At 66.2% G+C, this 11,292-nt stretch carries 14 protein-coding genes and 2 tRNA genes; 10 read left to right on the top strand and 6 right to left on the bottom strand.

Annotated elements, in window-relative coordinates; all coding sequences use genetic code 11:
* Nucleotides 1-367: 367 nt before the first annotated feature.
* From B2K11_RS11885 to B2K11_RS11875, 3 genes are all read left to right on the top strand, one after another.
* A tRNA-Ser gene (locus tag B2K11_RS11885) sits at nt 368-452 on the top strand.
* A 56-nt stretch (nt 453-508) separates the two neighbouring features.
* Nucleotides 509-1,786, top strand: a complete 1,278-nt coding sequence (locus B2K11_RS11880; protein ID WP_239525980.1) for an LCP family protein — start codon at nt 509-511, stop codon at nt 1,784-1,786.
* Complete coding sequence (locus B2K11_RS11875) at nt 1,786-3,105, top strand: LCP family protein (protein ID WP_163618490.1); 1,320 nt, start codon at nt 1,786-1,788, stop codon at nt 3,103-3,105. Before B2K11_RS11880 ends, B2K11_RS11875 begins: the two co-directional genes overlap by 1 nt.
* Nucleotides 3,106-3,165: 60 nt before the next feature.
* Here B2K11_RS11875 and B2K11_RS11870 read toward each other — a convergent pair whose 3' ends face one another.
* Complete coding sequence (locus B2K11_RS11870) at nt 3,166-3,858, bottom strand: DUF2278 family protein (RefSeq protein ID WP_163618489.1); 693 nt, start codon at nt 3,856-3,858, stop codon at nt 3,166-3,168.
* Between the two features lie 154 nt (nt 3,859-4,012).
* Here B2K11_RS11870 and B2K11_RS11865 point away from each other — a divergent pair.
* Nucleotides 4,013-4,101 (top strand) — tRNA-Ser (locus tag B2K11_RS11865).
* 190 nt (nt 4,102-4,291) lie between these two features.
* Here the strand turns inward: B2K11_RS11865 and B2K11_RS11860 are convergent.
* Both B2K11_RS11860 and B2K11_RS11855 read right to left on the bottom strand, forming a co-directional pair.
* Complete coding sequence (locus tag B2K11_RS11860; RefSeq protein ID WP_163618488.1) at nt 4,292-5,404, bottom strand: site-specific integrase; 1,113 nt, start codon at nt 5,402-5,404, stop codon at nt 4,292-4,294.
* The gene (locus B2K11_RS11855; protein WP_239525979.1) at nt 5,397-5,999 is read right to left on the bottom strand and encodes a hypothetical protein; all 603 of its coding nucleotides are present in this window, start codon (nt 5,997-5,999) and stop codon (nt 5,397-5,399) included. Before B2K11_RS11855 ends, B2K11_RS11860 begins: the two co-directional genes overlap by 8 nt.
* 363 nt (nt 6,000-6,362) lie before the next feature.
* Between B2K11_RS11855 and B2K11_RS11850 the strand changes: the two genes are divergently transcribed.
* From B2K11_RS11850 to B2K11_RS11825, 6 genes are all read left to right on the top strand, one after another.
* The gene (locus tag B2K11_RS11850; protein WP_204260098.1) at nt 6,363-6,632 is read left to right on the top strand and encodes a glutaredoxin family protein; all 270 of its coding nucleotides are present in this window, start codon (nt 6,363-6,365) and stop codon (nt 6,630-6,632) included.
* Nucleotides 6,629-7,105, top strand: coding sequence for a hypothetical protein (locus B2K11_RS11845; protein ID WP_163618487.1), 477 nt, complete (start codon nt 6,629-6,631; stop codon nt 7,103-7,105). Before B2K11_RS11850 ends, B2K11_RS11845 begins: the two co-directional genes overlap by 4 nt.
* 4 nt (nt 7,106-7,109) lie before the next feature.
* Nucleotides 7,110-8,252, top strand: coding sequence for a hypothetical protein (locus B2K11_RS11840; RefSeq protein WP_163618486.1), 1,143 nt, complete (start codon nt 7,110-7,112; stop codon nt 8,250-8,252).
* A 19-nt stretch (nt 8,253-8,271) separates the two neighbouring features.
* A complete protein-coding gene (locus tag B2K11_RS11835) occupies nt 8,272-8,523 on the top strand; it encodes a hypothetical protein (RefSeq protein ID WP_163618485.1) in 252 nt (83 codons plus the stop codon).
* Nucleotides 8,524-8,752: 229 nt separating this feature from the next.
* The gene (locus B2K11_RS11830) at nt 8,753-9,043 is read left to right on the top strand and encodes a hypothetical protein (protein ID WP_163618484.1); all 291 of its coding nucleotides are present in this window, start codon (nt 8,753-8,755) and stop codon (nt 9,041-9,043) included.
* Between the two features lie 64 nt (nt 9,044-9,107).
* A complete protein-coding gene (locus B2K11_RS11825) occupies nt 9,108-9,326 on the top strand; it encodes a hypothetical protein (protein WP_163618483.1) in 219 nt (72 codons plus the stop codon).
* Here B2K11_RS11825 and B2K11_RS11820 read toward each other — a convergent pair.
* The 3 genes from B2K11_RS11820 to B2K11_RS11810 are packed head-to-tail and all read right to left on the bottom strand — an operon-like array spanning nt 9,308 to nt 11,147.
* Nucleotides 9,308-9,886 carry a recombinase family protein gene (locus B2K11_RS11820; protein ID WP_275575835.1) on the bottom strand — a complete coding sequence of 193 codons (579 nt, stop codon included), beginning with the start codon at nt 9,884-9,886 and terminating at the stop codon, nt 9,308-9,310. The genes B2K11_RS11825 and B2K11_RS11820 overlap by 19 nt on opposite strands.
* On the bottom strand, nt 9,883-10,893 hold the full coding sequence (locus B2K11_RS11815) for a zeta toxin family protein (RefSeq protein ID WP_163618481.1): 1,011 nt from the start codon (nt 10,891-10,893) through the stop codon (nt 9,883-9,885). Before B2K11_RS11815 ends, B2K11_RS11820 begins: the two co-directional genes overlap by 4 nt.
* On the bottom strand, nt 10,890-11,147 hold the full coding sequence (locus B2K11_RS11810; RefSeq protein WP_163618480.1) for a hypothetical protein: 258 nt from the start codon (nt 11,145-11,147) through the stop codon (nt 10,890-10,892). The genes B2K11_RS11815 and B2K11_RS11810 overlap by 4 nt, the downstream gene beginning before the upstream one ends.
* Nucleotides 11,148-11,292: the final 145 nt, after the last annotated feature.

Here is an 11,292-nt window from a genome sequence, read left to right as displayed (position 1 = left end):
CGCCGGCTTCGCACTCGACCCCCTCCCCCTGACACCGGACGAGCTGCGTGCCGCCCTGGAGGCGGAAGACCCACCCGTGGGCACCGCGCCCCGGTCGTTGAGCGAGCGAGGAACGAGCGAGACGAAACGCGCCGAACCCGGCGCAAGTCGTCGGCTCGAGGCGTTTCGTCTCGCTTCGCTCGCTCAACGACCGGGATCGTTCTCGAGGCGCTTCGTCTCGCTTCGCTCGCTCAACGACCCGGACCAGCTGGGGAAGGCGCGTTCCTCAGAGGATTGCCAGGCGCCGTTGGAAGAATGGGGCCGACAGTGCTGTCGGCTAGACTCGACGCCTGTCGACGGATGCCTCCCTTCGGGGTGGCATGCGCCGGGAGGGTTGTCCGAGCGGCCGATGGACCTGGTCTTGAAAACCAGTGGGCAGCAATGTCCCGTGGGTTCGAATCCCACACCCTCCGCAGAGTGATGTGCCGGGGGCGACCGTGAGACCGCAGCATCCTTGAGAGGGAACCAAGTGAGCTCGACGCACAAGCCCACGAGGCGGGGCCGCCGCACGGTGGCCCGCCACGGTGAGCTGTCGTCTCCGAGCCCGGTCGGCTTCATCATGAAGCTGGTCGGCATCGTCGCCGCGGTGGTGCTCGTGTCGGGTGCCGGTGTCGCGGCCTATGCCGCCACCGACGTGGTCGCAAGCTTCGCCGACGGCGCCGTGGAGCTCGAGGGCCAGGGGCCGGTTCCGCCCGATATCGGCGCGATCGAGGGCGGCGTCGACATCCTGCTCGTCGGCACGGATGAGTGCGAAGAGGAGTACGCGTACCTCTTCGGCGCGCGCTGCACGGGTGCCGACGCCGGCGGGCAGCTCAACGACGTGAACATGCTCGTTCACATCTCCGACAACCCGCGCCGCGTGACGGTCGTGTCGTTCCCGCGCGATCTGATGATCCCCATCCCGTCGTGCACCCGTGAGGACGGCTCGACGACCTCGCCGACGTCGAAGACGCAGATCAACGAGGCGTGGGGCTACGGCGGCCTGTCGTGCGTGGCCAAGACCGTCAGCGATCTCAGCGGTCAGAACATCCCCTTCGCCGCCAAGGTGAGCTTCGGCAACGTCATCAACATCACCGATGCGATCGGCGGCGTCGACGTCTGCATCGGCAACGGCGGCATCAAAGACAAGTACACCGCCATCAACTGGGGCCCCGGCCCCAGGACGATCCAGGGCGTCGAGGCGCTGCAGTTCCTCCGCACCCGGCACGGCCTCGAGAACGGGAGCGACCTCGCGCGCATCTCGAACCAGCAGCAGTACATGTCGAGCCTCGCCCGCAAGCTCGTGAGCAGCGACGTGCTGTCGGATCCGGGGACGCTCTACAGGCTCGCCACGACCGCTGTCGACAACATCACGCCGAGCGAGTCGCTCACCAACCCGATGACGCTCGCGCAGATCGCACTCGCGATCAAGGACGTGCCGTTCCAAGACATCAACTTCGTCCAGTTCCCGGTGATCACCGATCCCGCCGATGCGAACCGCGTCGTCCCCGACGATCGACTCGCCGAGAAGCTCTGGGCCGCACTGGCAGCCAACCAGCCGATCGAGCTGACCAACGACCAGAACAACACCGGCGGGGTGGTCACCGTAGACCCGCAGCCGACCGAGGCGCCCGTCGAGACGGCGCCGACGCCCGGCACCAGCGCCACGCCGGCGCCGACCGAGGCGCCCGTCGCACTGGACGACATCCCCGGTCAGTCGGCAGCGGACCAGACCTGCTCCGCCGGCAACGTCAGGGCCAACGGCTGATGGCGGGGTCGAAGCGGCCCTCGGGAGAGGGCCGGGCACCCCTCGCGCGCCACGGTGCGCTGAAGTCGCGGCATCCGTTCGTCACCCTCTTCGCCATGCTGGGCGTCGTGCTCGGCGTGTTCGGGGTGAGCGCGGCCAGCGTGGCCGCGTACAGCGTATGGGACGCCACGCAGACGGTGACCGCCAACGCGGTCGTGCTCGATGATGAGAAGCCGCTGCCGCCGTCGCTCGGAGCGATTGAGGGCGGCGTGAACATCCTTATGGTGGGCACGGACTCCTGCGAGGGCGAGAACGCCCAACTCTCCTCGGCCTGCCGTGCGGGCGACACCGACGGTGAGCGCAACGACGTGACGATGCTCGTGCACATCTCCGACGAGCCGCGCCGCGTCACGGTCGTGTCGATCCCGCGTGACATGCTCGTGCCGATCCCGTCGTGCCCGAAGGCGGACGGCAGCGGCAACCACTCGGCGATGTCATCGCAGCAGATCAACGCCTCGTACCAGTACGGCGGACTCGCCTGCACGGTGCTCACGGTCGAGTCGATCATCGAGGATGAGATCGACTTCGCCGCGGCGATCCGCTGGGCGGGCGTGATCAACATGTCCGACGCCATCGGCGGCGTCGACGTCTGCGTCGCAGACGACATCAGCGACCCGCATACCGGACTGAGCCTGACCGCCGGCACGCACACGCTCGAGGGCGAGCAGGCGCTGCAGTTCCTGCGCATCCGCCACGGCATCGGCGACGGCTCCGACCTCGGCCGCATCTCGAACCAGCAGCAGTTCATGTCGTCGATGGTGCGAAAGCTCCAGTCCGACTCGGTTCTCGCGAACCCTGGGACGCTGCTCAATCTCGCGACCACTGCGATCAATCAGGTGCAGCAGAAGCAGCTCGTGCTGAGCTCGGGACTCACCAATCCCACGCTCATGGTGCAGATCGCCATGGCCGTCAAGGACGTGCCGTACGAGGACATCGTGTTCGTCCAGTACCCGACGCGCTACGTCGGGGGTGCCACCAGCAGCCGCGTGATGCCGGTGAAGGATGCCGCGACCGTGCTGTTCGACGCGCTGAAGGCCAACCAGCCGCTGACCCTGACCGGCGACGCCAGCCAGGGCTATGGCGTCGAGGTGACGGGTGAGGCCGTCAAGCCGGAGACGGCACCCACGCCGGCGGCGACCGAGCCTGCGGCGGAGGCGCCGCCGACCGCTGAGACGCCTGTCACGGCGGAGACTCCGGTGGCAGAGGCGCGGGTCGAGTTGCCGTCCGACATCGCGGGTCAGACCGCGAAAGACATCACCTGCACCCAGCGGCAGAGGTAGCCTCGGCAGGCGGCGACGGGGCCGGGCTGCGGCATCCGCTCGCCCTCTACGGCCGGCTGGTCAGGTCGGATGTCCCTGACTGTCGGTGTGATCGCTCTGCGTCGAGAACTTCGAGACGAAGACGAGCCAGCTGCCGTCGGCCTGCAGCGTGGCGACGCCGCCATCCTGCCAGATCCCGTTCTCGGGCCACCACTGCGAGCCGGCGGGGTCGCCCTGGTTCTGGTGGACGTTGTGCATGCCCTGCACCGAGGCTGGTGCCGCGCCCTCGGGGAACGGCTCACCCCACACCAGGGTGAGCGCGCCGACGCGCAGCGTCGCCTCCAGCGCCTCCGAGGCCTGCAGGTGATCGCCGGAGCGCCAGGGCCTCAGCACCGGAATCCAGAACCACGAGCGCTCGGCGGGTACGGCATCCCTCGCGCGGAACAGCCGCTGCAGGAACCTTCGGATGCCGACCACACGCAGGGCGGGATGACGGATGACGTCGATCGCCCCGGTCGTCGGCGCGGAGACGAGGCCGGTGAACGCCGGCGGCGGGAGCATCGGCCAGCCCAGCTTGGCGCTCGTCGTGCGGACGGTCTTCCACTGCACACCGGTTGCCGATTTGCTGCTGTCGACATCGACTGCCACCTTGAACTCGCGCGCTCCGCTGCGAACCCTGAGGTTGACGTGCCACCAGCGCCCGAACTCGTCCGGGTCGTCCCGCTCGTGCGACGTGAGGGTCCCGCTGAGCACTCCGTACTGTGTGAACGGCATACCGGGAAGAGCGGTGCGCTCGTGCGGTTGATACGAGCGCGTGGGCTGAAGGGATCGCGGGCGGTGTCGCGTCGGCCGCATCGGCGGGTGCAAGAAGCGGCGCTCGTCTCGGTTATGATTGCTGGGTGCATCCGCGCTTCGCGCCCGGATGCCTGGAGACGTCGCATAGTCAGGCCTAGTGCACCACCCTGCTAAGGTGGAGTCCTCGCAAGGGGACCGAGGGTTCAAATCCCTCCGTCTCCGCGTTCGGTTCTGGCCCTCGATCCCTTGAAAACACTGGGATCGCGGGCCATAGCTTTTTCATAGAACCGCGATTTGCGAAGAATCTGCGAACAAGATCCGAGAAAGCGGTCTGCGGACTTCCCGCATCGCCCTGATCCTCCGGTGTCCGCGACGCCGCGGTAGTTGGTGACCGCTGCCGAGTCGGCAGATGTCAGTTCTCGAAGAGCTGAGTCACTCCCGCTCTCGCTGCGCCCTCGTCAAGTCGATCCGACACGGCGTTGAGATCCTCATCGAAGAGGTCCGAGTAGACGTCGAGGGTCATCGCCGCTGACGTATGGCCAAGCATGCGCTGGATCGTCTTCACGTTCGCGCCTGACTGCACCGCCAGCGACGCCGCGGTGTGCCGCAAATCGTGCGTCGTCATCATCGGCAGGTCGGCATTCGCGAGTGCGGTCTTGAACCACGACTTCGATCCGTCGCCGGCGCGAGTGCGACGCATGTAGCTACCGTCCGACGCGGGGAAGATGAGCGACTCACGCGAGAGCCCAGCCGAGGTCAGCTGGAGCTGTTCCATCAGGAACGCCGGTACCGGCACGACACGCGCGGTGTGCGACTTCGGGGTGCCGACGTGGATCTTGCCGTGCACCTCAACGGCGTTCCTCGTGATGTGGATGCGGCCACGGTCGAAGTCGATGTCCTTGACGCGGAGTGCGGCTGCCTCGCCCCAGCGGATCCCCGTGTAGGCAAGCATCAGAACGAGAAGCTTCCGATCGCCCGACTCGCGCGCGAGCCTGATCACCTCGTCGTGCGCGAGGTAGCCGTGCTTTCCACGGGTCTTTCTCGGCAGTCCAATGCGTCCCACTCGCGCTGGGTTCGTTGCGACCCGGGCGTCGTAGACGGCGTCGTCGAGGATGCTCGCGAGCACGCCGAACGTTCGTATGGTCACCGTCGCACCGGTGGTCTTGGTGAGCTCGGCTACCCAAGCTCTGACGTCTGTGTGACGGATGTCCGCGACCTCCCACCCGCCCCAGGTCGGCTGCACGCGGAGTCGCCAAGCTGTTTCGATGGGGGCGAACGAGGACGGCTTCATCGTGTGGCGTTTGGCGTCGAGCCAGATCGGGCCCAGTAGGTCGACGGTTGCCTTCGCCGCCTGCGGGTCGATGAAGTTGCCCTTCGCACGCGCGGTGTCGATCTCGGCGAGCCAGAGTTCGGCATCCCGTTTACGTACGAATCCGCGTTTCGCCCCTTGCCGGCCGTTGGGCTTGCGATATCGCGCCTCGTAGCGCTTTCCGTTCGCGCTGTCGTAGGGGTGAACGCTACCCACGCGCCGGTCGACCGGCGTTGTAGTTCATGCCCTCGAGGCGTCCGGCTTTGCGGGCGTCGATGATCCACTGCGATGCGGTCCGGTGGGGAATGCCGAGTTCCTTCTGGATCAGCTTCGCCGGTGGCAGCCCTGCCAGAGCCGCGCTGCCGTACAGCAGTTCGATGGCTTCCATGCGCGCGTCACCGCCACCCCGTCGCACGACTTCCGCGGCGAGATTCGGGGGCAGGATTCGACCTTCGGCAGTCGTCAGATCGTCCACGCTCAGCCATGTCGCGAGCGGATCGTGTTCGTCGTCGAGTGTGAGGTAGATGCAGCGAGGTGCGGCGAGCTGAACGATCGCCTGCATCCCCACCTTCGCAACCGTCGGGTAGTTCAACTCGACTTCGTCGCGTACAGCGGTGCTATTGACGCCCTTGATGACGTAACGGCCCTCCTCGGGTACGTACCGCGCGACGACGGACGTCTGCACTCCCAACGACCGATCCACCGTCGTCGCGACGAACTCGGGGGTAATGCGCAGCGCGGAACCGACCGGCTGGGTGGCAGACCGCCACGTGACTTCGTGACCATCGGGTGTCTTCACGTCGACCTTCACCTCCCTAGTTTGTCTAACCGCGCGACGCTTTTGCATGACCTCTTGCATAGCGTAGCAGATAGTGCTTCACTCGTGTTGAACAAGCTGTGACATAGACAAGTGGAGGTGAATCGTGGTCACGATCGTTCAGCTGCATTCAGACGATCCCGAGCACACGTTCCTGACCCCGCAGGAACTGGCGGACTCTCTACCGGGGGTTCCTCTCAGTCGCCTGGGCGCGTGGCGTCGAAACGGCGGTGGCCCGCAATATGTGAAGTTCGGACGCACCGTCGTCTACAAGCTCTCGGATATTGAGCGATGGATCGGTGAGCAGACGCACCGCTCGACAGGGGATGCCATAGCTCCCGCTTCTCGGAGATACCGATGACGATCAGCGTCACCGTGTATTCGACGGGCGCCACCTGCATGCGCTGCGCCCTGACATGTCGATGCCTCTCTGCCGCCGGCATCCGCTTCACGGTCATCGACATCACCGAAGAGGTCAACGTCGACGTCCGCGAGTTCCTGACCGACGACCTCGGCTACAGCGAGGCTCCCGTCGTCGTGGTCGATGACGAGCCCGAGCATCATTGGTCAGGGTTCCGTCCAGACCTCATCGATCACCTGGCGCTTCGCATCGGAGCGCGGTCATGAACTCCCTGTCGACCGCTATGCCGGGCGAGACTCTTGCCGAGGCGGGAGAGCGTATCCGCGCGGCGTGTCCCATCAGCGGCGCGACTGCGACCGATCACGAATGCCGGGATCGTCACGAACTCATCACCGACGCGCTCCGAGTGCGCGGCATCCAGGGTGGCGATCGCAGCTGGCATACCGCTCAGCTCGCCGACGGACATGTCGTCGGCGTGTGGGCGGACTCGGTCGAGGAAGCCGAACTCAACCTGACGGTGTGGTGGGGTGAGCGCTGCCACTGGGTGATCCCCGATCCCGGCTGTCGGGTGCTCCAGGAGTACTTCCCGAGAGGCAAGCGCAGTGCGGCGGAGGCCGATGCCCGCTTCCGTCTCGGCACGCCCCGCAAGCCTCGCGATCGGTTCGCGCCGGCCGACTCGCTATTGGACCCGCTGCCTACCGCGGGCGGGGAACTCGACGGGGTCGGGTCGGGGTGGTGACCTCGTGGCTGACGAAGGGGAGTCGCCACGCGACACGATGGCACAGGAGCGCCGACTAGCGGCTGAACGCCAGCAAGAGGCCGAGCGGGAGCGCCGGCGACGATACCGCCAGGAGCATGCGGAACAGATCGCCGAGTCCAAGCGGCGGTGGCGCGAGCGAAACGCAGAGCACATCTCCGAGTACCGTCGCCGCTACAACACCGAACATCGTGAGGAAGTCCTGCGCAAGAAGCGCGAGTACATGAAGTCGTACGACGCCCGTAAGCGCGCGGAACAGCAGCGGCGGGAGGCGCGGCGGCAGTATCAGCGTGAGTACTACGCGGCGCACCGGCAGGAATACCTCGACTATCAGCGGGAGCGGCGTGCGGCACGGCGCGCGGCCGATCCCGATCGGTACCGTTCGCAAACCAATGCCCGCAACCAGCGTTGGAGAGACAGCCACAGGCAGCAGGAGAACGCGAAGCTCCGGGCCAAGTACTGGGAGGACCCGCAACAGGCCCGCGACAGGGCTCGCGCGTACTACACGGCGAACGCGGGGCGCATCACCGCGCACCTGCGAGAGAAGTACGCGGAGGATGCCGAAGCCAGGCGCGCATACCACCGGGAGTGGCGCCGTCGTGAACGACTCCGCCGTAGCGAAGGGTTGCCGCCACGTCGGCTGCACACCGTCACGAAGCAACAGCGCGATGCCAACGCCGCCGCCGCGGACGAGTTCTTCTCCAGGATCCGGGCCACTCGGGAGGTGCTCGAACAGAATCTGTCCGAGGTCTTCGGCCCGACGCCGCCGGCTCTCATCGATCGGTTCAACCGGGACAGTGCACGATGCCGGGCACTCGCGTACCTGCTGAACGCGCCTGACCCTTCCGACCGGCTCCGCGTGAGCGAGGCTCGACGATTCGCCTACGAAGCCGAGAAGGCAGCCAGACAAGCCGAGATGACCGCCCGGCAACGAGCACGAGCCATCGAACGGGTTAAGCAACTCGTCGCAAAGGGTGCCGCAGAGGCACCCGAGAACGCCCGCCTCGACGCGATCGGACACGAAGTGAACCGACGCCTCCGAATCAACCCCCGCTCTCCACATCCCGATCCGGCGGCACCACACAGTGTCGGAGCGGCACCGCTACATAGCACCGGACTGAACCGATGATGAAGGAAAGGAGCTCATCATGCTCGACCGTGCAGACGCCGAAGCCACCATCTCCCTGGTGGCGTTCGCCGCATTCACCTACTACCCCGAAAAACCCATCGAGGAGCCGGGTTACACCATCGACGAAGACCTCGACTGGTGTCTGGAACCGCTTCGCAGTCTTCCATCAGACGAGGTCGCGGTGCTTCGTGAACGCATCCGGGATCTGATTACCGGCGCTGCCGATGATCGGCAGGCATTCATCCGGGACCTGCTGAGCCGCGCTTTCTAGCAGGCAAGGCTGAACTGATGTGCGGTGAGCCTTTCCTGGCCGGTCATCGTAGCTCCCTCCTGGGTGCTTCGTTCCGGGCTTTCGCGGCATATCCTCACCCCTCCGCTGTCGCTCCGGGGTTCCGGTATTCCACGACCCGGCACTGCGCCACCCTCCGGTCGCAAACGACGCCACTTGCCAGGAAGGCGTCAGAACAGTCAGACAGAACAGATGAACAGGAGGTCGAATCATGAACACCATCGCCGGATGGGATCAACTGGAAGAAGCGGTGGACCGGCTGGCGCATGTCTTCGCAGAGCTGCTCGACGGCCGTGAGGAGGAGGTAATCTGCAGCCTGCAGTTCGACGAGGCTGAGGCGCTCGCCGAGGTGCTTGACGCGGGACTGCATCCCGGAGTTGCCGCACGCCTCATGCACCGATGGGCGCTGACCGAGCCGGATTGGGACGACGAGCACGGCGAGGTCGTCCGCCGCTGGCTGATGAGTGACCTCGAGGCGAGGAGCCCTCTCCGCTCGGATTGAGAGCTGATGTCGGATGCCACGAGGACAGTCGATGCCAAGGGACACATCCGTCCAGGAGCCGATCATGAACGAGCCGAGCATCACGGCACTGACCTTTGCCGCCGCGGCGATCTGCAGCGCCTGCATCGTGCTGACGCTGCCTGTGATCGCCGGAGCAACGCTTCGCGGAGACCTCAGACGGATGCTGCGGACCTTGGGCGTCGCCATGATGTTCGCTGTTCTCGCACTAGCGGCGTTCGCCGTAGTCGGAGCGGACGCCGCCGGCTACTTGGGCAGGGCGTGACCAGCGGAACTGCCCAAGGCTCGCCGAACCGCCGCCTCGCTGACGCCGAGCGCTCGACCGATCTGCATGTATGAGCGCTTCTGCGCGCGGAGCTCTTGAGCCACGGCGATTCGCTGTTCCGTCATCACCCGTGGCCGTCCCGGCTTACGGCCGGCGAGGATCGCGGCATCCATACCCTGGCGCGTGCGAATACCGATGAGTCGGCTGCGCAGACCGTCGAGCGCATCGAGCGTGTCACCTATGCTGGCGCCCGTGCCGCCGGCGGTCGACAACGCGGGCTCCGTCATCGAACGCATGAGGATTTCGCGACGTCGCAACTGCGCGACGGTGGACACGAAGTGCTCCACGGAGTGCGACAGCATCACAGCGCTGGGGATCAGAAGCGTGTCACCCGCCTGAAGATTCTGCAGGCACGCGATGAGCTCGGGCCGCCGCGCTGCCGAGACGTCGAGCCGGTCGACGTAGACCCGGGACGCGCCGAGCATGCGGAGCGCCTTGACCTCCGCCTCCCCGTCCCCACGTGCGAGGAGATCTCGCACATACCCGACTGTTCGGCTCATCGCGAGATGCCGCGGTCGGGCTGAATGGGCGACACGGCCGGTGCGGCGAGATCCTCTCCGCGTGGCACTGCTGGGGCTGCTCTACGCAGCTCGGTCAGCCGCCGGGCAAGGTTCGCCTCGGCTGCCGGTCGGGCCTTCGAGTGAGCGGGCAATGCCAACTGGGAGAGCACCTCATTGAGTGCCACCCCATGCAACTCGATCAACAGCTCGGCGAGCGGTCTGGATGCTTGGCCGGCGGCCAATGCGTAGTCGGTCATGGACCGCAGCTCCGACATCCACCGCATGGCGAAGCCGCTGGACATCGAGGCGGACTGTTCCCGCAGGAGTGCGCGGGTCGCACCGGCGAATCCCTCGGGAGCGGTTCGCTCGGCATCGAAGCACGCCCGTCCGTCGCGCCCGATGACGGTCAGCTTGTCGACGGATGGCGTCGCCTCCAATTCGCCGATCAGTGCGCGAGTGCTGTTCCAATCAGCATCGTGGGCGCCCACGCTGGTGAAGCGCGACGCGCGGCCACCCTGAGCGTCAAGAAGGTAGCGGGATGCCGCAGCCAGAAGGCTCTCTGCCCTCGGCGTGGCCACAACGACGACCCGCGTCGCGAAACCTTGGTGAGCGAAGAGGTCAGCCGTCCGCAGAGCAACTTCCGGAGAGTGGAACGAGCCGTCGACGAGCAGTGACCGCCCGATGGTGCGAGCGTGCCGCAAGCAGCTTCGCGCCCAGCTCGCAGTCGATTGAGAGAGAAGTTGTGGCGCCTCCGCCGATCGCGAGCGGGCGAGGGCGAGGAAGTTTGGATGGAAAACCTGAAGGTCGTCTCCGTTCAACACCACCATGTCTGTCGGCGAGTCTGCGAGCATCTGCGCGGTTGCTCTGGATGTGCCGGCGCCGGGTTGTCCCGCGAGCAGCACGAGCGAGGGTCTCGCGGGTGATGGCGCGTTGGGGAAGACGATCGGAAGGATCTGTTCGTCGAAGATTCGCGCCGTCTCCTCTTCGGACGGGATGAGATCGCTCACGGCAACGAGCCTGAGAGAGTACCGATTCGCTCTTCGAGAGCTAGACGAGTGGCGTTGACGGCGTCGCGATCGAATCCATCCACCTCGAAGACCTGGCGGCGGATCGCAGCAGCCTCCGAATGAGCGCGACTCGCCAGAAATGCACCCTCCCTCGAGAGGCGCAAGAGCAACGCGATTGCGGTGTCGGCAGCATCGCGCATCGCCTCGTACGCGACGACGTCGTTCGCTCGCCATGCCGATCGTTGCTCAGTCATCTGGCCTCCGTCAGCAGTCTATTGGCCCGTCAGAAACGTCGAGCGGAGTATCGACGCAGACGTTGACTCAGATGAGGACCGTTCGGGAGGGGTCGTCATGAGCGCTGGGGGCAGCCGACGTATTCTCCCTGACGCTGAAGGGCCT

It is taken from the genome of Microbacterium sp. B35-30 (genome assembly GCF_010634855.1).
Lineage (GTDB): Bacteria > Actinomycetota > Actinomycetes > Actinomycetales > Microbacteriaceae > Microbacterium.
This window is presented reverse-complemented; position numbering and strand designations above follow the sequence as displayed.